The sequence below is a fragment of the Thermogemmatispora onikobensis genome, assembly GCF_001748285.1.
In the GTDB taxonomy this organism is placed as follows: Bacteria; Chloroflexota; Ktedonobacteria; order Ktedonobacterales; family Ktedonobacteraceae; genus Thermogemmatispora; species Thermogemmatispora onikobensis.
The window spans coordinates 14,221-34,646 of the sequence record NZ_BDGT01000015.1; the positions used below are offsets into that span (position 1 = coordinate 14,221).

Consider the following 20,426-nt stretch of genomic DNA (forward strand, 5'->3'; position numbering starts at 1 on the left):
AGGCGAGGGTCACTCTTGGTAGGTTGCTCTATACTAGGGGAGGAGAAAAGTGCTGTGCCTGGTGCATGATTTCTGACGAAGCAAAGGGGCTTTTCAGCTCTTTGCGTGAAGTATGGGGGGCAGTCTAACCAGCAGACAGGCTAGTTAGACTGCCCTCTCCTTGATCTGGTTCTGAGCCAGCCAAGCGGAGCGAGATATCCTCTACTGTGGCTCGACCTGTTCTGCTCACGAGGTTGTTGTGGGGGATAGTGTTGGCGGTGCCAGCAGCAGCACTGAAGGGACGCGCTCGGGAGAGGCCAGGCGCAGGAGCGCAAAGCCGGCTCCGGCCAGTCCTGTCATCAGTCCGGGTGTCTCCACACCGAACGGCACGCCGCAGACCCAGCCCTGGCGCTCCATATTTTCCAGCAAGGCGGCGGCAATGCGTGGGATATGCTCGGCGAAAGTCTCGCCCGGCAGCAAACGCGCGGCGGAGATCAAGATATCCAGGTTCCCCAGGTCGCCGTGACAAAGGGAGTGGTTCAGGCCAAAACCCTGGGTCAGGGTTGTGCGCAGGCCGGCCTTGATCTCCTCCCTGATCGCCTGGTCATCGAGCAGCGGGAGCAGAGCCAGACGCGACAGAGCGACGCCGGGAGCGCCATGACACCAGGCCACCATATATTTCTCGCCCGTCGGCTGCCCGGCGCTGGAAGAAGGTGGACGCTGGCGCAGATCCAGCCAGTTCTGGCGTGAGGGCGAGAAAACCGTACGTTCGTAGGCCAGCGCTGCGCGGGCTGCCTCCACAAAGCGTGGCTCTCCACTGGCCTGGGCTAACTGCATCAGATACAAGGCGATCCCGGCGTTCCCGTGAGCGAAACCGGCCAGTGCGACCGGCTGACGTGCCGTTGGCCAGCCGCAGCCGCCGCGGGCTTGGGGCTGGGCGTGGGCGAGCAGATGCTCGCCGCAGCGGACGGCAGCCGCCAGTGTTTCGGGCGAGGGAGAGACACGCTGCAGGCAGAGCAAGGTCGCAATGGCGCCCGCCGCTCCGCCGATCACATCGTAGACCTGATCCTGCTCGATCTTCTCCACGAGCAGAGGGACCAGCTCCTCCGCCTGGCGATAGAGGGCTGGCTCGTGCCAGAGAGCGCCCAGGTGGCAGAAGAGATAGATTAACGAGCCGAGGCCGTTGAAGGCCCCTATTCCGTAAGCACGGGGGAAATACTGGCGGCGCATGATCTGCTGCTGGATCGTACGCAGGGCCATCCGTGCCAGCTCCGTATGGCGCTGCTCGCCTGTCAGATAGCCCAGATAAGCCAGAAAGAGGGCGATGCCGGCCAGGCCATTGTAGAGATCGCCATCGGCGGGCAGTAAGTGCCACTCGCGATCATTCACCGGTGTCACGCCCAGCCAGCCCACATACTCCCCCTGGTAGAGAGCAAACTGGCGCAGGCGGTTGCCGATCGCCGAGGCGGCGGCCAGCAGCCGCTCCAGGGTAGGGGAAGTGTGAGCGGGATGCAGCTCCAGGCGTGTATAGCTCTGGGGAGTAGTGGCGTCGATCATGCTCGTGAAAGAAGCGCGAATAATCCACAGCTGCTTCTCCAGATCCAGCTCGCTCAACTCGGCCAGACGTCGGCGCACCACTTCCAGGCCAGGCTCGCTGAAGAAAGCCGGCAGGCGCTCGCCCTCTGACGTGAAGAGGTCGGTCGAGGCTGCCGTGGTGGTAAAAACGGGAATGTCCCCGCGCCACAGGTCGCGCCGCTCAGCGGGGATCAGCGGCACCAAATAGGGGAGGCGCTCCGTGGTGGCCCACAGCCGGTCAAAGAGGCGATCGCGGTCCAGGGCGTCGCGCAGCACATTAGGATGGAGGCTATCGACCAGCAGCTGCGTATAAATCCGGGTTGGACGCAGCACGCAGCGGACCTCGGCCTCGGCAAAGCGCGGAAGATAGCTCTCGAGCAGCTCCGAACGCTGGGCCATGAGAAGACGGTAGGCGCGAGTGAAGCCCTCGATGAGGCACTGGCTATAATCCAGCACATTGATATCCTGATCATTGAGGCGCGGGCGATTCTCTTTCACAGGCAGTTCGACCCGCTCGTTAGCCAGGCGCATCTCATCGGTGCCTGCGCCCTTCCACCTGGGGACGGGGCGCGGCGAGAGCTGGCCGGGCTGACCTCCGAGGCCGCTCATATCGATCCCCTCGCCTTCCTGGTTCGACCAGAGGCGCTGTGGCAACAAGCCCACGCGCAGCACCGAATGGCCAATGGCCTCCAGACCCGGTGCGCCCTGGGCCTGCAGCACCTCGGGATTGATCTGGGGTAAGAAGAGCGTCTCCAGATCGATCAGCATGGGATACTCGCCGGCAGCGATAATGTTCTCCGCATGGAAGTCTGAGGCCTCCAGTGCATAGAGCAAGGCCAGGTATGCCCCCTGGCGCTGATAGAAGCGCTCGATCTCCTCGCGAGAAGAGCAGTGGCGAGCCTGGACAAACTCCACCCAACCATAGTGACCCCGGTCAAGGACCGTCAACGCACGCAGCGGTGGGCTGAAACCCCGTTCGTTCATCCAGGCGAGCAGCTCCTGAAAATGGCGATCGATAGCCAGCGAGCGCGGCTTGTAGACCAGGCGGAAACCGGAGTCCCAACGCAGCAAGATCACGCTCTGCCCGTTGCGGTGCAGGTCGCCGGCCCCCTGGTGGACCTCGCATAGCGAGCCGGCCTCTTCGCTGGTGCGGAAAGTAGAGCAGATCAGTGGCCAATCATCGCTGAGGCGCTCAAGCAGCTCCAGCGAGCGGCAAACCCAGCGCTCCAGCGTCTCTGTCACCAGACGAGCCAGTACCACGTATTCTTGTAGAAAATCGAGTGTCGCCTCATACTTGCTCAGCTGCTCCAGAAAATAGTGAAAGCGCTCCTCTGAAGTGGCCCCCTGTAAGCGACCCTGAACCCGAGCGACATGAAGCTCCAGGACGATCGCGCGCGAAATAGAGGGCAGCAACAGCCCGGGAATATTGCGCGCCAGGAGATCAAGGACCCTCTCAGGGTCGAACGAGAAGGCGAGAGAGCGCTGGGCCAGCTCCCGCAAGCCTGCAGCCAGCTTTTGTCTGGCGTGCCTGATCAGAGGCAGGAAAGGATGGAGGAATGAGCGCGTATGGCTCCCTTCCTCCAGACCCGGCAGAGGAGAAGGCCAGGCCGGCCCACGCTCTTCCTCCTTGCCGGTCGGGCTGGCGTGGGGAGTTGAGAAGGCCTCACTGAGAGTCAGCAGCCAGGCGGGAGGGGTAGGGCAGCGTGCACGCAGGGCTTCGGCAGGTTCACCCAACAGGAGCAGCAGCTCCTCCTCTCCTAATCCATCGAGTGCCAGGCGGGCAGCAAAGCGACCCTCTTCCTCGCTCAAGGCTGGCAGCTCTTTCCAGCGCTGCAGGCGCTGCTGGGCCCGGGCCTGGGCCTCCGCGTCAAGCGAGTCCAGGCCGGGAGAAAATGGGGCTGTGTGCAACAAGGCCAGGCGCTCGTTCAAGGTCAGAGCGCGGTACCAGCCGGCCTCTTGCCAGCGACCCTGCAGGTAGGAAGAAACGGAAGCGGTGAAAGTCTCGCTTGTGGTCTCGCTCATGGAATCACGTGCTGAGATGCTGCGCAGGGGCAAGCGATCCTGCCGCTGTGGTCAGCGGTAAGGATACTGAGGCTGCGCCGTATCTCCTTTCTTTCTTCTTCATTGCTCGGTCGTTACCGATGGGATGCTGCAGCACTTGTGGCCTGCTGCTCATGTGGCTTGTCAACATGGAAGAATAGAGGTGAGCGGTGCGAAAAGACCTGCAACCGCTGGAAGGTAAGGAGCGCGGTGGTGGCTGAACTCAATTGTCTTGCAGACTACGAGTCGTGCAACAGTTGACTCGATCATCTACCATTCCCGAAGGCTTGGAGCAAGCGCTGACAGATAAAGGGCTGGTGGTAGGATTCCCGGATGTCATGGTGCCACAGGCGCCTGCTCATCTCCCATCCTGGATAGGTGAACGAGCGCCAGGAGGCTGAGCCTCAACTGGCGCGAACAGAGGGTCGGGACGGAGTCAGGCATCCCAACCCTCTGTGTATCCTGATCAGGCCATACCGAGACCCCTGGCGTGGGGCGACGACTGCTAGAGACAGCCGCCAGCGGCGTTGGTATTGCAGAGGCCGAGGAGCACAGCCAGGGACTGCAGACAGAGCACGGCAACCGTGTTATTGCACTCGTCGGTGTTGCCGTGGCCGCCCTGGACGGCCTCCAGATCTGCATCAGTCAGCTCGACCTCACCGATGGGGCTCTCAGGCAGCAGGCTGAGCTCCTCCTCGCTGAGGCTCTGGCGATAGGCTTCATCTTTCCATGCGCGAACGATGTCGAACTTCATGTGCGTGCGTTTCCTTTCTTGTACCTTTGGTGTTGTTGTGGTGTCGTGCGTTCGGGCACCCCGTCTACGCTTTGGAATAACGCTGCCCAGACAGGTGACTTCCTGACGTCCCCAAGGTGGCCCTCCGACATCCGGCTCACCCTGCCTGAACAAAATACGTTCAAAGCGTATTTGTTACCCGAACGCCTAAGTACATTGTACGGATAAAGCCAAATATATAAGTTTCAATATATCATTTTTAAGGGAAGAAGAAAGAAAGGACGTAGGTCCGAAAGGGGAAAGCAGTGGAGGGGAAGAGGGCGACATTGCTGGTGAGCGATCTCCCACTTCAGCAGGGAGGTGCTCGTAGCTTTCTTGACCCAGACTTCGGAGCTGACTGGCTGAAGGCAGTCTCCTGTTACGCAGCGCACAGCTGCCAGGCATGCTGCGGTGGGATGATCCCGGCCCCGGCGATGTGAGGAGGTGGTGCCATTGCTGCTGAGAGCCTTGTTTGGGCCTCACGAGTGGCAAGACCGCATCGGAGGAGCTGAGTGATCAGTCCCATTGCATTGCTGCTAGAAGGAACAGCCGTGCCCCCTGGAGGGGGTCAGAGGTTCCCGGGGCCTTCTTTCTGGAGCCAGGCTCGAGTTTGCGCCTTAGTAGGCGCCAGCGCGAGCCTGGCGTTCCTCCTGTTCAAGTTGCTGTCGCATAAGCTGGGCGTAGTAGCCATGCTGCTGGAGCAACTGCTCGTGGGTTCCCTGTTCGATGATCATGCCATCGTGCATCACCAGGATCAGATCGGCGTCGCGGATGGTGCTCAGGCGATGAGCGATAATAATCTGCGTGCACGGATAGGCGCGCAGATTCTCGGAGACGCGCTGTTCAGTAAGCACATCCAGATGGCTTGTGGCCTCGTCGAGGAGCAGAATGGCCGGCTCATTGACCAGGGCCCGTGCCAGGCAGAGGCGCTGCCGCTGGCCACCCGAGAGGGCGCTGCCGCCCTCGGCCACGGGGGTATCGTAGCCCAGCGGCATCCGCATGATGTCCTCGTGGATAGCCGCAGCGGTCGCCGCTTTCACAATCCGCTCGTAAGGAACATTGGGATCGTTGAGGGTAATATTCTGCAAGATGGAGCCACTGAAGATCTGGCTGTCCTGTAGGACGACACCGAATTGACGCCGCACCTCCTGGTAGTTGAGCTGGCTCAGCGGCAGCCCATCGTAGTAGATCTCCCCTTCGGTCGGTGTGTAGAGGGCCAGCAAGAGCTTGCCCAGGGTGCTCTTGCCTGAGCCGGTGCGCCCGACAATGGCGACTTTCTGGCCTGGCTCAATACGAATATTGATCTCCTTAAGCACCCGCGGGGCATCTGGTCCATATTGGAAACTCACATTCTGCACGTGAATGCGTCCGCTAAGTCGGGGAGGCAACTGCGCTTTCTCGATGTCCTGTTCCGGCTCTGCCGTCGTGACGTCAGTCAAGCGTTCCAGATGGGCGTAGAGGATCTGGAACTGTTGCCCGCTACTGACGAGCGAGGCAACAGGAGTCAGAAATGCGCTGGCCAGTGTATTGAGAGCCAGCATGGTACCGACGCTGAGATGGCCATTGAGGACCTGATAGGCACCAATCCACAGCAAGGCGATCGGCGAGAAGATCCGGAGAATCGTCATGGCCGTATTAATGCCGGCCTGCAAGTAGCTGAGGCGCAGGGTGATATTCAGCCGCTCGTAGAAGAGATTCGACCAGCGTTCGAGCGCGCGCTGCTCGGCGCCGGCGGCCTTGAGGGTGGCCATGCCAGCCAGGGTCTCGGCCAAGTAGCCCTGAGCTTTCCCCTGGGCCGCCAGATCGCGGCTAGCCAGGTCCAGCACGATGCGATGGGTGCCCAAAAGGACCAGAACCTGGAGCAGTCCCAGGCCGAGGGTCAGGAGTGCAAAGATCGGCGATTGCCAGAGCAGAATGAAGAGGTAAGCGATGACTGTGCCGCTATCCAGCAGGGTTGAGATGAGCTGGTTGCTCAGCGTGTCGCGGATAATCGTGTTGCTGCCCAGGCGTTGCAGCAGGTCGCCGCTGGAGCGCTGTTGAAAGAAGCTGAAGGGCAGAGTGAGCAGATGCTCGAAGAAGCCGAGCACCAGCTGAATGTCGACGCGGGCTCGCAGGTAGACCAGCAACCACTCGCGGAGGATGGTTGTAGTGGCCTGGGCCGCCAGGAGGAGGAGCAGGCCAAGGCCCAGGATGCTCATGATATCGGCCATGTGAGCTGGCAGGATCTGGTCGATGACGATCTTGGTGAGCAGGGGCAGGAGCAGGCCGAAGAGCTGCAGGAAGAGAGAGGCTCCCAGCACCTGGAGCAGGGTGCCGCGCGTTTGACGGGCAAACTGCTTGACCTGCATCCAGAGAGTGACACGGTGAGCGCTGCCTTCGGTACTGAAGTGTACCCCTGGCTCGAAGAGGATCACAATGCCGGTGAAGCCGGCGTCGAACTCTTCGGGCGTGAGCCGCTTACGTCCCCAGGCGGGGTCGATGACCTCGATCCAGCGAGGGGTCCAGCGCTCGACGACGATGAAGTGCTTGAATTCCCAGTGGACTACTGCCGGAAGTGGAACGGCGCGGAAATCCTCAGTGCGCTGCAGCGAGATAGCTCGTGTGCGCAGCCCGTAGCTACGCGCGGCTTTCACTATGCTCAATGCTGAGAGGCCGTCGCGTCCCAGGCCGTGCCGCATGCGCAGTTCGGAGACCGAGGTAGGACGTCCGTAGTAGTTGAGGATCATGGCCAGACAGGCATAGCCACACTCGACGACGTTCATTTGAGTCAGGGGACGGACACGTCGCCGTCGCCAGCCTCGACTGCCTCGGCCAAACCAGGACTGCTTTCTGGGACGCTTGCCGTCCTTGCCTGCTGTCACCCCTGGGCTGACCTGACCCTGTTGCTCAGTGGGCCGGGCCTCCGCTGAGACAGGTAGCTGCTGGTCGTCTGCCTGCCTGCAATGCACAGCGGCGACTGGGGCTGCTGGCATTGGCACAGGGGTGGTTGCTGGCGCTGACTTCTGCTTGGCTGGCAGGCGCAAATGAGGGCGGATAGCTGGATAGTCTCCTTCCTGCTGAAGCACAATCGGACGAATACGCCGTCTCTTGAGCGGTCGACGTGCAGTGATATATTCTTGTGGATCGAAGATGTCTACATAGTCACGATCCTGGGTGACTTCCTGTCCATACTGTCTATACTGTCTATACTGCCCATAGTCGTGCATCATAACGCTCCCTGGCCTCCCAACAACTTCCCGACCCCTGGCAGCAAGTTCAAAAGGCGTGTGAAACCAGTCTGTACCTGCGCCGTCAGACTCGCCCCAGCATAGATGTTGACTGAGAGCTGTTGACCAAGGGGAACCAGCGCGGCTACTGAGGGGCGCGTGACCGGTGAAGCCGCCTGCTGCGTGTTAGCCGTACGGTAGTAGCTGCAGCTGGTTGCAGGGCTGATAACGCCTGGCAAAATACGCGCTATCTGGCTGTTCAGCGTAAGATTGGCGGCTGGTAGCGTAATTTGCACAGGTTCCCCTGGCCGCAGTCTCTGCCGTGCTTCCCAGGGGAGGAAAACCACTGCAAAGGCCCCTTGCCGCTCCTGTGGCAACTGGAAGCGCTCGCTTAATGCTTGCCCGTCTAGTACCAGGCCCGGGCCAGCAGTGTAGGTCGGGATCTCCGTTGTCCAGGCGAGCGCTGCAGCTGCGAAGAGGAGCCCGAAGAGGAACCAGAGCAGCACAGGTACGGGTAGAGCCATGAAATGCGGAAGAATATCTTTTTCTCGCCCATAGAGATGATGGTGCAGTGCACGCTGACGAAAGATAGGACGTTGATGTACTTGCATCGATCTTCTTCTGCCTTGCTACCAGAAGGAATAGAGAAAGAGCCTCTAATTGCATTATATGAAGTGGACCAATTGGGCAAGAGGAAGGAATGATAAGAAAGGGGAGAGAGGCAGCCTGGCTGCCTCTCTGGGGATAGGCAGAGCTGGGTAGTGCGGTTATTGCAGGTAATGCTCAACGGTACGAGGATCGCGCGGCTGAGCCTCGTCGGGGTTAAGGCGAGCCTGGCGGCGGGCTCGCCGCTGGCGCAGCAGGTCCCAACACTGGTCAAGCCGAACCTCTAGCTCTTTCATGCGCGCCCGCTCCTCGTCCGTAATGCCTTCTTCTTCAGCCTTCTTGAGTAACTGGTGTTCCTCATCCACCAATGCTCCGATACGCTGCAGAATTTCCACGTCATCCATCGCTAGCGCTTACCTCCTCTCTTGAACAATCACACAGCGGACTTACCTGCCATGCTTCCTGGCCGATTCTCTCCAGCCACAGCATAAGAATAAACCTCGGAAAGGTCCCTGCTTATTCCCCCTGGCTGGGTTTAGGGTTCGTGCGGAAGCGGATGGGTAGCAGGGGCCGGCCATCTGGGGCGAAAGGGTTAGGAAAACTGGGCGAGGAGCCTGACTGCTGCTCAGCCTCAGCGAGGATAGCGAGCAGGCGGGCGCGGTGAGGAGAAAGGTGACAGGCGGGGTCGGTGTTGGCGGCGTCCCCTGTCAGCAGGAAGGCCTGGCAGCGGCAGCCGCCGAAGTCCTGTTCGCGCAGCGGGCAGCTGCGGCAAGGCTCGGGCATCCACTGACTACCGCGGAAACGCTCAAAGGCTGCTGATTGCTGCCAGATCCAGGCCAGGGGGTGCTGGCGCACATTCTCAAAATGCAGGTTGGGGATGACACGAGCGGTCTGGCAGGGCAGGACTGCGCCGTCGGGGGTGACGGTCAGATAGCGGCGGCCCCAGCCATACAAGCAAGGCTTGGGGCGTTCGGCGTAATAATCGGGCCAGATGTAGATGATTTCCATACGTCCGCGCAGGCGCTCCTGGGCTGCGCGGGCAATCCTTTCGGCCTGCTGCACCTGAGCTTTTGTTGGCAGCAGCGCGGCTTTGTTGGAGAATGCCCAGCCCAGGTACTGTGTATTGGCCAGCTCCAGGCGCTGGGCCCCCAGCTGCTCTGCCAGGGCTATCATCGCCGGGAGGCGCTCGATGTTGCCGCGATGGAGGACCATATTGAGCGTCAAGGGCAGGCCGCAGGCGTTAACCAGGCGAACAGCCTCTAGCTTGCGCTCGTGAGCGCCTGGGCAGCCGGCAATGCCATCGGCCAGAGCAGCTTCATCAGCCTGGATGCTGATCTGAATGCTATCAAGTCCAGCTTCCTGCAGTTCCTGGAGGCGACGTCGTGTCAAGCCGAGAGCGCTGGTGATCAGATTGGTATAAAGGCCGGCAGCGCGAGCGCTGGCCACCAGGACAGGCAAATCGCGCCGCAGCAGCGGCTCACCGCCTGAAAAGAGCAGATGCAAGACCCCGAGAGCGGCGGCCTCACTGATGACCCGCTGCCACTCGGCTGTTGTCAGCTCGGGCTGGCGCTGATCTGGGAAAAGCTGCGTTGGATTCGAACAGTAAGGACAATGCAGCGGACAGCGATAGGTTAACTCCGCTAGTAGACCGAACGGTCGTAGCATATGGCCCGGGGCGGTCTGGGAGCCATCGCCCGCCGGCTGGTGGGTTCTGGACGAGGGGGGCAGTCTCATCTGCTGCTCGTCAAGCCTCATAATGGTCGTCCTCTCTGGCGGTAAAGCCTGGCAGATGACCTGGCCTGCCTTGGAGTGAGCAGGGAGTCAGGGCGAGGGAGAGAGCGGGCAAGCTCTGGTCTACTCTAGCCAGGCGATGAGATTGTGGTCTCGCAGCGAACAGAGATACTCATAAACGTCGCGCTGCAGCTGCTCAGGACTGGCCTCGTAACGGCTCGCCAGCTCTCGCAGGATGTCGGCCAGCGTGTGCTCGCCGTTGCAGAGCTGCAAGATAGCAGCTGCGGTCTCATTGAGCATCATTACGCCCTCGGGATAAAGCAGAACAGGCTGCTGGCTCAGGCGATCGATTTCCAGCCGTGCTCTGGGAAGCAGGCGGGGACGCAGCGCCTGCGCAGATGGAGGGAGGTGGCTGCCTTCGCTGGACATGCTCATCGACGACCTTCCTGCGGGGCGGGAATAGTGGCGCTGGAACTGGTCGCCGTCAGTGCCAGCTCATTGGGCTGGGGGCCGTAGGCGAACTGCAGGGCGTCGAGCATGCTCCAGAGTACGTCGCATTTGAAAGCCAGTGCCTGGATGGCGCCCTCCTGCAGCTGGCGCGTTGTACAGTAGCGCACAGTCAGCTCTAGTGCTTGAGCGGCGTCGCGTGGTGCCTGCTGCAAACGCGCCCGGAAATAGGCCAGTCCCTCCGGGCGAATCCAGGTGTAATAGCGCTCAAAGGCTGTCAGACGCTCGCTCATCAGGTCGGGAGAAAACAACTCGGTCAGCGAGGAAGCCACGGCCAACGGCCACGGCTGCTGACGGGCGAAGGTTACATAAGCTTCGACGGCGAAGCGTACCCCAGGGAGCACCTGCCGTCCACTCAGGACCTCCTCGCGAGAGAGGCCGCTTGCTTCGGCCAGCTTGAGCCAGGCCGCGATGCCGCCCTCGCCCTCGCGCTCCCCATCGTGATCGCTGATGCGATGAAGCCAGAGCCGGCGAACCTCTGGAAGAGGACAATTGGCAAGAATGGCGGCGTCTTTCATAGGAATGTGCTGTTGATAATAGAAGCGGTTCATGATCCAGGCGCGGATCTGCTCAGGGGTAAGGGTGCCCTGGTTCATGGCCTGATGAAAGGGGTGGAGATGGTGGTAGCGAGTCATGCCAATAGCCTGGAGTTGGGCCACGAAGGTCTCGCGGTCCCAGGGCTCAAGCTCTACTGTGCTCATAGTAGCTCCTCTCTTCGCTCTTGCTTACTCAAGCTACCCTGCTTCCCCTGGTCGGCTTCAGGCGAGGAGGAGGCGAGGGTGCGCGGATCAAAGCCGCAGTTCTAGCCCATCCCAGCCAATAATCAGCCCGGCAGCGCACACGGCGGCGTGCTGAGGGGAGTCTTCAACCAGGACGGGGTTAGTATTATTGATATGGGTATAAATGCGATAGGGAATAGGAAGATGGCTGAGCCAGGCCAGGCTGCCCTGTGGCCCATCGATTGGAAGATGACCCATGCTGCTCGCGGTAGCCTGGACGAGTCCCTGCGTCTGCAGCTCATCTTCGCTCCAGAAGGTTCCGTCGACGAGCATGGCATCGCAAGCCTGCAGGTAGGACTGCAGTAGCTCCTCTCTCCGGGCCAGTCCTGGCAGGAAGAGCAGACGTCCGCCAGTCTGCACATCTGTGAGATAATAGCCAACGCGGAAAGAGGAGGGGGTGGCAAGCGCACTGGCCTCTGCCAGGTAACGCGGGGACTTGCCGGTCAGCGGGATAGCCTGATAGAGCAGGCCGCTCGCCTGGCCCACGGCAGTAGGCAGCGGGGCCAGCTCTTCGGAAGGTTCGCGCCACTCAACGCTGCAGTAATGAGCAAGCAACTGCGGCAGGGCCAGCCCCTGGCGCAAGGCGTGCTGGACCGCCGCAGGTGCATAGATAGTCAGAGCCGAGCGCTCCCGAAGGAGTAGGAGGCCCAGGGTATGGTCAAGCTCGGCGTCGGTCAGCAGAATGGCCTCAATAGGCGTGCCACGCCTGCAAGAGCCGGGGGGCCAGAGGGGTGGAAAACCTTCGAGCTGAGTGCGCAGATCAGGGGAGGCATTGAGTAGAAACCAGCGCTCGCCATCGGCGCTCACTGCCACACAGGACTGAGTACGCGCCCTTGCTTTGAGCTGCCCCGCGCGTAGGCCCCGGCAGTTCACACAATTGCAGTTCCACTGAGGGAAGCCGCCCCCTGCTGCTGTGCCAAGCAGACGCACCAACATAGCCTTTATCCCTGAAACGGCTGTCTCTGCCTTCTATTCCAATTTCTTGTCTTGCAGCCCAAGCCAACAATGCCAAACCAGACCAGGCATCGACCAGGCCAGACGGGGAGCGAGGAGGAGACAGGACCTGCTCAGTCACTGCCTCCTCCTTCTGTGGCTCACCCTCCCTCTGTTAGCGCCCTCTGCCTGCTCTCTCCCCGACTAACAGGCTGTACTACTGTTTAGATGGAGATTCAAACAACAGGAGCACACCTGCATAGGCAGTACACTCAAGACTCACAGCAATAACTTCAAAGGACGGCTTGACCCACCGGGACTTCTCTTGCATGTTGCTCCTTTCCCTTTTCAGGCTGCTCAGAGTTCCAGCGCAGTACGCCGTTCAGGCCCGCCTCTGCGGAAGGTCCCCTGGCTATACTTGGCCGTAGCCCCCCGCTCCTTCCTGACCCCGTCTCTCCGCTTGCCAGTCCATCCGTCATAGTAACTGCTGACGAACTGGTCGACAACTCGTCAGCCAGTGCCTCACTCTCTTCGGCCTTGCTTCGCTTGTGCGCTGGGCAAAGCTACACCTCCATTATAACCGACGCCAATAAATAATAAATGTATATCTATCTATGTAATAGGGTAAGGAGCGACAAGAGGACTATCGGTGTCTAGGGCATGCTGCCCGAGCGAGCCTGGAGTTGGCGGGCAAAGTCGACGAAGAACTGGATCGCCTGGGGATTGCTCATCGCATCGGGGCTGGCCGCTTTCTCCAGGGGCATACCCAGGAGCAATTTCTTGACTGGCACCTCCATTTTCTTCCCACTCAGTGTGCGGGGCACCTCGGGAATGGCAATGATCTCATCGGGCACGTGATGGGGCGAGATCTGGCGGCGCAGGGCCTCCTTCAAGCGGCGCTGGAGATCTTCATCAAGGTGAACTCCCTCGCGCAGCACCACAAACAGAGGCAAGTAATAGCTGCCGCCGGGGCGCTCCACCCCGACGATCAGACTGTCGAGCACCTCGGGAAAGCTCTCGACGACGCGATAGATCTCGCTGCTCCCCATGCGAATCCCCTGACGATTGATCGTCGAGTCCGAGCGACCATAGATGATGGCGCCCCCGCGTGGGGTGATCTTGATCCAGTCTCCGTGGCGCCAGAGGCCCGGATACATTTCGAAGTAGCTTTCGCGGTAGCGACGATGATCGGGATCGTTCCAGAAGAAGAGCGGCATTGAGGGCATTGGCGCTGTGACTACCAGTTCGCCGACCTCATCGATCAAAGAGCGTCCCTCTTCGTCGAAGGCTTCGACGCGGGCGCCGAGTGCCCGGCACTGGATTTCACCCGCATAGACGGGGAGCAGGACGCAGCCGCCGACGAAGGCCGAGCAGACATCGGTGCCGCCGCTGACCGAGGCCAGCCAGACATCGTGCTTGACGTGCTCATAGATCCAGCGGAAGCCTTCTGGTGGCAGGGGTGAGCCAGTGGAGCCAATGCAGCGGAGCTGGCTCAGATCGAATTCCTTTCCTGGCTCGATACCAGCCTTCATGCAGCTGGAAATGTAAGCGGCGCTGGTCCCGAAAAGGTTCATACCGCTATCCTGAGCAAAGCGCCAGAGGGTATTCATATCGGGATAGCCGGGGGCGCCATCGTAGAGTAAGATTGTGGCCCCAACCAGCAGGCCACTCACCAGAAAATTCCACATCATCCAGCCTGTGGAGGTAAACCAGAAGAAGCGATCGCCGGGTTTCAGATTGCTCTCCAGGGAGAGCACTTTGAGATGCTCCAGCAGGATGCCGCCCTGACCCTGCACGATGGCCTTGGGAAGTCCGGTGGTTCCCGAGGAATAGAGCACCCAGAGTGGATGCTCAAAGGGAACCTGCTCGAAGGTGAGGGGAGCTGGTTGAGCGAGCATGCTGCTCCAGGGAATGACCTTGCTGAGGCCGGCGCTGGCTTCCTCGGGGGACGGGTTCAGGTAGGGGATGATCACGGTGTGTTCGAGCGTGGGCAAGGCGGCCTGAAGCTCGGCCAGCACTCCGCGCCGATCGAAGGGACGCCCATTGTATTGGTAGCCATCAACGGCAAAGAGCACCCGTGGCTCAATCTGCTTGAAACGGTCAACTACGCTGCTGGTGCCAAAGTCGGGCGAGCAACTGGACCAGATAGCGCCGAGACTGGCGCAGGCGAGAAAGGCAATGACGGTCTCCGGGATATTGGGCAAATAGGCCACGACCCGGTCGCCGCGCTTGATGCCGAGCTGGCGCAGGGCCTGGGCCACGGCTCCCACTGCCTGCTCTAGATCGCTCCAGGAGAGTGTGCGCCACGGCTCGCGTTCGGAGCGGAAGATAATGGCTGGGTGCTGTGCGCTGACATTGCGGAAAACATGCTGAGCGTAATTGAGCTCGGCGCCTGGAAACCACCTGGCGCCAGGCATGCTGCGACTGGCCAGCACCTGGGTATAGGGCTGACTGGCCTGGATCTGAAAGTAGTCCCAGAGCGAGGACCAGAAGCCTTCGAGGTCGGTGACCGACCACTCCCAAAGTTCCTGACGGCTGGTGAATTGTTTGCCTCGCTGCTCGGCAAGCCAGCGCAGATAGTGCGTGAGATTGGCTTGCTCTTTCAGTTCCTCTGAAGGCTCCCAAAGAGGCTGTTCGGCGTTGAACGAGGTACTCATCGACTCGTGCTCCTTTCCAACAGATGGGCTTCGGGGCCCTTGACCTTCGAGGCAGGGAGAGAGGTCGGCCCGCGCTGGTGGTTATTCTTGTGCTGCTGTAAGTAAGTCTATGCCGCCTGTAGAGACAAGTCAATATAGATGGCGATCGCTATCCAGGAGTGGCTGCAGACCTGCGCGACCAGACAGGCGCCAGCGCTCGTTCCAGTCCTTGCCTTGCCCATCCAGGGGCATCAGGAAGCGACTGACCGCCCGCCCTTGCTCACGAAGTTGGGTGCTGAGGCGGACTGTGGCTTCGCGTCCTCCCTCATCGCCATCGAGGGCCAGCAGAACACGGTGGACATGAGCCGGAAGCCAGTTCAGAGGGAGCGCGGTCCCCGCCAGGGCGACAACTTCCTCCCCTCGCAGGCCAGCCGCCATCAAGGCCAGACGATCGAAGGGGCCTTCGACTATGATAAGCTGAGGCGCAAGCTGCTCTCGGGGAAGGCTGAAGCAGCCAGCAGGATTGGTCTTGATCCAGCGTTGTGGACGACCGGGATGCTCTAATAGCTGCTTGTGCTCGTTTTCGTCCATGCCGGGCTGCCACCCTGCAAGTGTGCGCCCAATGTAGCCTCTTGTGCTTTCTGACTGAAGAGGAAAGATCAGCCGCTCACTCCAGCGCTGCAGGAGGCGTCGCTGCCTGGCCCGCGGCAGACGGGTAATAAGTGCCGGCGTCAGGAGACCAACGCCGCTGGCGAGAGCAGTCTCTAGGGGAATGGCCCGCTGGCACAGGTAGGCCCGCCCCTGGCTGCTGGACTGCAAGGCCTCTTGCATGATGGGTTCCAGGGTCTGCAAGAGGCTCCTCTCTTCTTCTTGCCAGTGGCGGAGAACGCTGTTGGCCCTGGGCTGTGCTGCTGGCTGACTTCGCCAGTGAACGTCAGAAAGAGAAACGGCCCGGCTCCCTGTTGGCCCCTCTGGACCGACTGGCTGCTCCCGACTCAGGCTGAAATCGGTCCCCAGGAGATGGTGGGCTGCACTCGGATTCCATTCCGCAATCAGCACTCTGGCCTGACAGGCAGCGTTGAAGCAGTAGCCCCAGCCGCTGGCTGGATCGATCGAGAGCGAACGCTGATGATCGCTGCCGTGAATCGGGCAGAAGGCCCGCACCCGGCCACCTGTCAGACGCGGATGGGGTAGCTCACTCTCTGAAAGGATCGCGATCTGTTTGCCTCGGCGGGTGAAGATGGTAATCATATTGGCCATCCTCTGCTCTCTTTGGCGACTCTCCCCTCCTTCCATCCTCACCAGCGCTGCTCTCTTCCTATGGAAGATTATAGAATATTTGTTCTGATCTGTCGAAGCTCAGGGGAACGAAAGGCAACGCCAGGCTGGACTTGCTCCGACCTTCTTTGCTGGCCTGAACTCTTGCGCAGGGAGAGGTACAAACAAGCGAGTCCTTGGAGCTATGCAACCGGCCAGCGTTCTCCTATTTATGAGGAAGGGCGCGCTTCGTTTCCTTGACAGCGATAGCTATCTGTTATACTCTGTCTTTGAGAGAATGGCGCAATGATGATCAGAAGCTGCAGGAAAAGGGCGCACTTGCATAGAAGTACCGCCTTTCGTGCGCTTGTTGAGAGATAGAGAGGATCGACAATGTACCGACGAAACCATTTTGGGCGCCACCGGGGATGGTTTTTCTGGTGGTTTATTCCCCTGTTTTTTCTGGGGCCGGCTCATTGGTGGTGGGGGTGGGGCAGTGCGATGTTTGGCATTATGCTAAGCATCTTCTTCATTGCCTTACTGGCCTGGGCTCTGTCGGCGCTCTTTGCAGAGCAGGGGCCGGGGGCGGGGCGCAGCTGGCCGATGGGCGGTAGCATGTGGCAATGGCAGCAGCCGCCGCAGGCGCCACCAGGACCAATGGAGACCTACCAGAACTCTGGCCCAGGCGAGCAATCAGGAATGCCTGAGCAGCGCTATCACCAGGGCTATCGGGCCCAGACGGGTCCACGTCCTGAGCAGGCTGCTGGACCACAGCCCCAGCAAGCTCAGCCGGCGATGGGGCGCCCTCAGCCGCAGTACGAAGAGCCGCAGGTTGAGTATCCGCGTGAAGAGCCGCCGCTCGTCCAGTAGCCATCTTGACCTCTGCGCGGCCAGGCTTCTCGGGCAACGGCGGCGCCGACCCGCCTGGCTGGTCAGGCTGCTACCCTTGCCAGTCTGTGCCACTATGCTCCATATGGTACCATTGTGGGATTGATTTGACGAAAGCCCTCAACTCCCGGGATACTTCTGGTAAATGATGTTGATGTGCTTATGGACATGAAGAACCGGGAGGTTGCTCTGTGGTCCCTGTTGTGCTGCTGGCTACTGCGGTGCTGTTGCTCGTGCTGGGATTGGGTCTTGTGCGTCGCGGCAGCTGGCTTCAGCGCTGGTTGCGGCGTGAGGGGCTAACCAGCGCGCTCCTCGTCTCCTCTGCGGGTGAGCAAACGAGTCTGTCCTCTCCCGCGGCCCGTCTGCTGCAGCGGGCTGAAAGCGGCCAGGAAGAGAAGCCCTGGTTCGTTCTGATGTTCCCTGCGACCTGGTATCGACGCTGGCGTATCATCCTCTCGCTGGTGCTGCTCGTGATGGTTCTTCTGGCGCTCTCGATGACCAGCGCTCTGGCTGATGGGGGACAGCTGACACTGAGCGCGGCGCTCACCTTTTTCCGAAACAATCATAGCCAGACGCTTGATCTCCAGACGCTGCCTCATGGTTTCAATGCCTCACGCAGCCTTGTGCGCATCTCGCAGCTAGATCCTGCTCAGTATTCTTCTTCTGAAGAATATGACACCTGGGCCTATTCCGCATGTTCAGCGGCGTCCATGACGGAGGTCTTCAACGCCTATGGCCGGCACTATCGCATCAGCGATGTGCTGCACGTCGAGGCGGCTCTCGGACAAATCACACCCGAGCTCGGTCTGGTCTCGCCGGAGGGCATTGCTATCACCGCGGCCCACTTCGGCTTTCGCACCGAGTGGGGCGAGCACTGGTCGCTGGAGCAGCTTCTGGCTGTGGCCAACAGTGGGGCCCCTGTGATCGTGAGCTTCCCACCGGATCGCTATGCTGGCGGCCATTTACTCGTCGTGCTCGGTGGTGACGCCACCTCTGTCTATCTGGCCGACTCCTCAGCCTGGAATCGCCGTGTGCTCAGTCGGGAGCAGTTTCTTGCCTGGTGGGGGGGCTATGCAGCTGTGGTAACTCCTCTGCAATAAGGATGGTCTGGGAAGGCTCCCCTTGACGCTGGAACTGCCCTGGTGCTAGAATCGAGCGCTTTGCAATACGAGCAAGTCAAGGGGGTCGACCTTATGGGAGAGCAAAAACAGGATCAAGGGAGGCCGCAGCAGCAGCAGCAGCAGGTTCCCAGCCCATTCAATGGCGTGCGTGTCGTTAAGCCGCAGCAGTTCGATCCCAATACAGCGCAGACCCCGGGCATGAGGCGCCTGGCAGCGGTCTCGCGTGAGCTGGCAGGCGCGCGTGGGCTGTGGGCAGGTCTCACGCTGGTTGCACCTCATGTAGCCAGTGGCAAGCATCATCATGGCGAGCTGGAGACCGTCATCTACGTTGTCTCAGGACGGGCGCGCATTCGCTGGGGGGAGCGTCTGGAATATGAGCAGGATGTCGAACCCGGCGACTTTATCTATGTCCCTCCTTTTGTCCCCCATCAAGAGATCAATCCCTCCGATGAGGAATCGTGCTGGGTCATCGTACGCAATGCTCAGGAGCCGGTGGTTGTCAACCTGGATGCGCCTGGCGACCAAGAGCAGGCGCCCCGCTAGAGATGGGTCAAAGCCGGCAGGCAAGCAGCGGTAGAGGCGCGTTCGCCCCTTCTTTCTTCGACGGCCTCTCCGCTGCTGCTATGAGCAGCAGGTCTTTCTACACTTCCTCGCATTCGCTCTGCTCTCCACCTCTCTTCCCTAGATACGGCTGTTCGCTGGCCGGGAAGATTCTCCGGCTTCCCGGTGGTTATTATCAGTGGATTGGATAATAGATCGGAAATGTGCTATTATAAAATCGGAGAAGTGAAAAGTCTCAATTTCCCGGCCCAAAGCGGGGAAGCTGCTGAGGTTCGGTCTCTTCCTTTTCGGGCAAAGTGAGCCGCTTCCCTGGCGGGACGGGCAGATCGAGAGTTCCAAATTCTCAGCGAAATTTCAGCTAATTCACAGTTCCTCTTAATAGAGGAGTGTTTTACTCATATTAGCTGGAAATGATAGAAAGCTCCAGGCAAACTGCCTGGGACTGCAATCCAATCGAGTTCAGTAGAGAGGAGAGGGAAACCTATGGCTCGTCGGGAAAGTGCAGTTGTGGATCACGAGCGCGATTCTCGTGAGGAGCATACAACTGAGCTACTCACTGTCAGCGAGGTAGCGAAGCGCCTTCGCGTTGATGACACGACAGTGCGCCGCTGGATCAAGACCGGTGCGCTGCAGGCCATTACCTTGCCGCATAAGGGCAAGCGCGAGGTCTATCGTGTCAAGAAGAATACGCTGGACGAGTTGCTCAACACCCCCGCGACTGCCGCGTCGTGAAGCGGATTGTCTGAGCGGTGGCAGCTGGGTGGTGAGGTGACTGCCAGAAAGAAGTGGGACCCGAGGGAATCTCCCTCGGGTCCTTTGCCATCTTGTTGCCTGATCAGTGCCCATCGAGGCGGCGTAGCTCAACCTGGCCATTGCGGACGCGGACCGCATAACGCGGGGCTGACACGGTCGCCGGGCCAGTCAATACGCGCCCATCGCGCAGGCAGAAACGCGAGCCATGCCAGGGACATTCCACAACATCCCCTGTGAGCGTTCCCTCATCCAGTGGTCCCCCGGCATGGGAGCAGGTTGCTGAAATCGCATAGTACTGCTCGCCGCGACGGAGCAGCACCACGGGCACGCCGGCCACCGTCACGCGATAAAGGCGCCCCTCTTCCACACTATTGGCAGATAGGACAGGCTCGAAATCCTCGCCTGCTGGCTCCCAGGCGGTGTGATTCACATTAGTGCCTTTCACAAAGACCATATCTCCGCCCAGATAGCCAGCCACCAGAATAGCCACGAAGCCGATGAAGCTGAGCACGGCGGCGGCGGTGCTTTCGTTCAGAGGAGAGAGCAGGCGCAGGATAAATGAGACCAGGTAGAGGAGAAAGGCCGCCGTGTTGAGCAGGCCGTGATAGAAGCCCACCGTTCGCTCAGCGCCGTAGGTATCGCTCCAGTCGGCCAGGCCGGTAAAGAGCGCGCCCAGGGCAGCGATCAGCCCGACGATACTACCAACCAGTGCCCCGCGCGCGGCCCAACTGTTGCTAGTCGGCGCTACCAGCCAGATAATGTCGAGAATAGCGGTCAGGGTCCAGGCGCCGATGGGGATATCGGTAATGGCTGGATGCAGTGGGTGACCTCCAAAGGTGCCGCTGAGTAAGCTCTTCAGTAAGCGTGGTGGCTTCTGGGTGCCTCCGGTAAGCACCCGAGCCAGGGCCTGCAGACGGTCGCCGAAGCGATCGGCAAAGGATTGCCAAACGTTGGCCGTTGATGGGACCGGCGCATTCGTCGAGTCGCTCATGGTGCTCTCCTTCGTCTCTTCACATGGGCCGATAACCTGCCTGCGCTCCACCTCTTGCCAGGAAAGCGGCCTTTCCCTTCTTCTCGCTGCA

General features: G+C 60.4%; 16 protein-coding genes. 4 read left to right on the plus strand and 12 right to left on the minus strand.

The genetic code is table 11. The features are described 5' to 3' along the window. Positions 1-225: 225 nt before the first annotated feature. The 11 genes from BGC09_RS08660 to BGC09_RS08710 all read right to left on the minus strand — a co-directional run bounded on the left by BGC09_RS08660 (position 226) and on the right by BGC09_RS08710 (position 16,024). Entirely contained in the window at positions 226-3,576 is a 3,351-nt protein-coding gene (locus BGC09_RS08660) for a type 2 lanthipeptide synthetase LanM family protein (protein ID WP_069803548.1), read from the minus strand. A 523-nt stretch (positions 3,577-4,099) separates the two neighbouring features. Further along, a complete protein-coding gene (locus tag BGC09_RS08665) occupies positions 4,100-4,348 on the minus strand; it encodes a mersacidin/lichenicidin family type 2 lantibiotic (protein ID WP_069803490.1) in 249 nt (82 codons plus the stop codon). A gap of 635 nt (positions 4,349-4,983) precedes the next feature. Continuing rightward, positions 4,984-7,575 carry a peptidase domain-containing ABC transporter gene (locus BGC09_RS08670; RefSeq protein ID WP_218103999.1) on the minus strand — a complete coding sequence of 864 codons (2,592 nt, stop codon included), beginning with the start codon at positions 7,573-7,575 and terminating at the stop codon, positions 4,984-4,986. Continuing rightward, on the minus strand, positions 7,572-8,183 hold the full coding sequence (locus tag BGC09_RS08675; protein WP_069803491.1) for a hypothetical protein: 612 nt from the start codon (positions 8,181-8,183) through the stop codon (positions 7,572-7,574). Before BGC09_RS08675 ends, BGC09_RS08670 begins: the two co-directional genes overlap by 4 nt. A 156-nt stretch (positions 8,184-8,339) precedes the next feature. Continuing rightward, positions 8,340-8,582 (minus strand): DUF2630 family protein, encoded by a 243-nt coding sequence (locus BGC09_RS08680; protein WP_069803492.1) that lies wholly within the window; start codon positions 8,580-8,582, stop codon positions 8,340-8,342. Between the two features lie 112 nt (positions 8,583-8,694). Continuing rightward, a complete protein-coding gene (gene pqqE / locus BGC09_RS08685) occupies positions 8,695-9,843 on the minus strand; it encodes a pyrroloquinoline quinone biosynthesis protein PqqE (RefSeq protein ID WP_084658236.1) in 1,149 nt (382 codons plus the stop codon). 189 nt (positions 9,844-10,032) lie between these two features. Continuing rightward, a complete protein-coding gene (gene pqqD / locus BGC09_RS08690; protein WP_084658204.1) occupies positions 10,033-10,344 on the minus strand; it encodes a pyrroloquinoline quinone biosynthesis peptide chaperone PqqD in 312 nt (103 codons plus the stop codon). Beyond that, positions 10,341-11,117, minus strand: coding sequence for a pyrroloquinoline-quinone synthase PqqC (gene pqqC / locus BGC09_RS08695; RefSeq protein WP_084658206.1), 777 nt, complete (start codon positions 11,115-11,117; stop codon positions 10,341-10,343). Before pqqC ends, pqqD begins: the two co-directional genes overlap by 4 nt. 87 nt (positions 11,118-11,204) lie before the next feature. Then, the gene (gene pqqB / locus BGC09_RS08700) at positions 11,205-12,131 is read right to left on the minus strand and encodes a pyrroloquinoline quinone biosynthesis protein PqqB (RefSeq protein WP_069803495.1); all 927 of its coding nucleotides are present in this window, start codon (positions 12,129-12,131) and stop codon (positions 11,205-11,207) included. Between the two features lie 650 nt (positions 12,132-12,781). Next, the gene (locus BGC09_RS08705) at positions 12,782-14,785 is read right to left on the minus strand and encodes an acetoacetate--CoA ligase (protein WP_069803496.1); all 2,004 of its coding nucleotides are present in this window, start codon (positions 14,783-14,785) and stop codon (positions 12,782-12,784) included. 129 nt (positions 14,786-14,914) lie between these two features. Beyond that, entirely contained in the window at positions 14,915-16,024 is a 1,110-nt protein-coding gene (locus BGC09_RS08710; protein ID WP_069803497.1) for a toprim domain-containing protein, read from the minus strand. 390 nt (positions 16,025-16,414) lie between these two features. Between BGC09_RS08710 and BGC09_RS08715 the strand changes: the two genes are divergently transcribed. From BGC09_RS08715 to BGC09_RS08730, 4 genes are all read left to right on the plus strand, one after another. Beyond that, a complete protein-coding gene (locus BGC09_RS08715; RefSeq protein ID WP_141727701.1) occupies positions 16,415-16,891 on the plus strand; it encodes a hypothetical protein in 477 nt (158 codons plus the stop codon). A 209-nt stretch (positions 16,892-17,100) separates the two neighbouring features. Further along, positions 17,101-18,009: a C39 family peptidase gene (locus BGC09_RS08720; RefSeq protein ID WP_069803499.1), complete on the plus strand. Its 909-nt coding sequence runs from the start codon at positions 17,101-17,103 to the stop codon at positions 18,007-18,009. A gap of 93 nt (positions 18,010-18,102) precedes the next feature. Next, positions 18,103-18,573, plus strand: coding sequence for a cupin domain-containing protein (locus BGC09_RS08725; protein WP_084658210.1), 471 nt, complete (start codon positions 18,103-18,105; stop codon positions 18,571-18,573). A gap of 501 nt (positions 18,574-19,074) precedes the next feature. Next, on the plus strand, positions 19,075-19,323 hold the full coding sequence (locus BGC09_RS08730) for a helix-turn-helix domain-containing protein (RefSeq protein WP_052888227.1): 249 nt from the start codon (positions 19,075-19,077) through the stop codon (positions 19,321-19,323). 103 nt (positions 19,324-19,426) lie between these two features. Here the strand turns inward: BGC09_RS08730 and BGC09_RS08735 are convergent, their stop codons facing one another. After that, positions 19,427-20,335 carry a Rieske (2Fe-2S) protein gene (locus BGC09_RS08735; protein ID WP_069803500.1) on the minus strand — a complete coding sequence of 303 codons (909 nt, stop codon included), beginning with the start codon at positions 20,333-20,335 and terminating at the stop codon, positions 19,427-19,429. Positions 20,336-20,426 lie beyond the last annotated feature (91 nt).

What these genes read in the sequence shown, in the direction of transcription:
- BGC09_RS08660 (WP_069803548.1), bottom strand. Translation starts at nt 3,576, where the DNA reads ATGAGCGAGACCACAAGCGAGACTTTCACCGCTTCCGTTTCTTCCTAC.
- BGC09_RS08665 (WP_069803490.1), bottom strand. Translation starts at nt 4,348, where the DNA reads ATGAAGTTCGACATCGTTCGCGCATGGAAAGATGAAGCCTATCGCCAG.
- BGC09_RS08670 (WP_218103999.1), bottom strand. Translation starts at nt 7,575, where the DNA reads ATGATGCACGACTATGGGCAGTATAGACAGTATAGACAGTATGGACAG.
- BGC09_RS08675 (WP_069803491.1), bottom strand. Translation starts at nt 8,183, where the DNA reads ATGCAAGTACATCAACGTCCTATCTTTCGTCAGCGTGCACTGCACCAT.
- BGC09_RS08680 (WP_069803492.1), bottom strand. Translation starts at nt 8,582, where the DNA reads ATGGATGACGTGGAAATTCTGCAGCGTATCGGAGCATTGGTGGATGAG.
- pqqE (WP_084658236.1), bottom strand. Translation starts at nt 9,843, where the DNA reads ATGCTACGACCGTTCGGTCTACTAGCGGAGTTAACCTATCGCTGTCCG.
- pqqD (WP_084658204.1), bottom strand. Translation starts at nt 10,344, where the DNA reads ATGAGCATGTCCAGCGAAGGCAGCCACCTCCCTCCATCTGCGCAGGCG.
- pqqC (WP_084658206.1), bottom strand. Translation starts at nt 11,117, where the DNA reads ATGAGCACAGTAGAGCTTGAGCCCTGGGACCGCGAGACCTTCGTGGCC.
- pqqB (WP_069803495.1), bottom strand. Translation starts at nt 12,131, where the DNA reads ATGTTGGTGCGTCTGCTTGGCACAGCAGCAGGGGGCGGCTTCCCTCAG.
- BGC09_RS08705 (WP_069803496.1), bottom strand. Translation starts at nt 14,785, where the DNA reads ATGAGTACCTCGTTCAACGCCGAACAGCCTCTTTGGGAGCCTTCAGAG.
- BGC09_RS08710 (WP_069803497.1), bottom strand. Translation starts at nt 16,024, where the DNA reads ATGGCCAATATGATTACCATCTTCACCCGCCGAGGCAAACAGATCGCG.
- BGC09_RS08715 (WP_141727701.1), top strand. Translation starts at nt 16,415, where the DNA reads ATGTACCGACGAAACCATTTTGGGCGCCACCGGGGATGGTTTTTCTGG.
- BGC09_RS08725 (WP_084658210.1), top strand. Translation starts at nt 18,103, where the DNA reads ATGGGAGAGCAAAAACAGGATCAAGGGAGGCCGCAGCAGCAGCAGCAG.
- BGC09_RS08730 (WP_052888227.1), top strand. Translation starts at nt 19,075, where the DNA reads ATGGCTCGTCGGGAAAGTGCAGTTGTGGATCACGAGCGCGATTCTCGT.
- BGC09_RS08735 (WP_069803500.1), bottom strand. Translation starts at nt 20,335, where the DNA reads ATGAGCGACTCGACGAATGCGCCGGTCCCATCAACGGCCAACGTTTGG.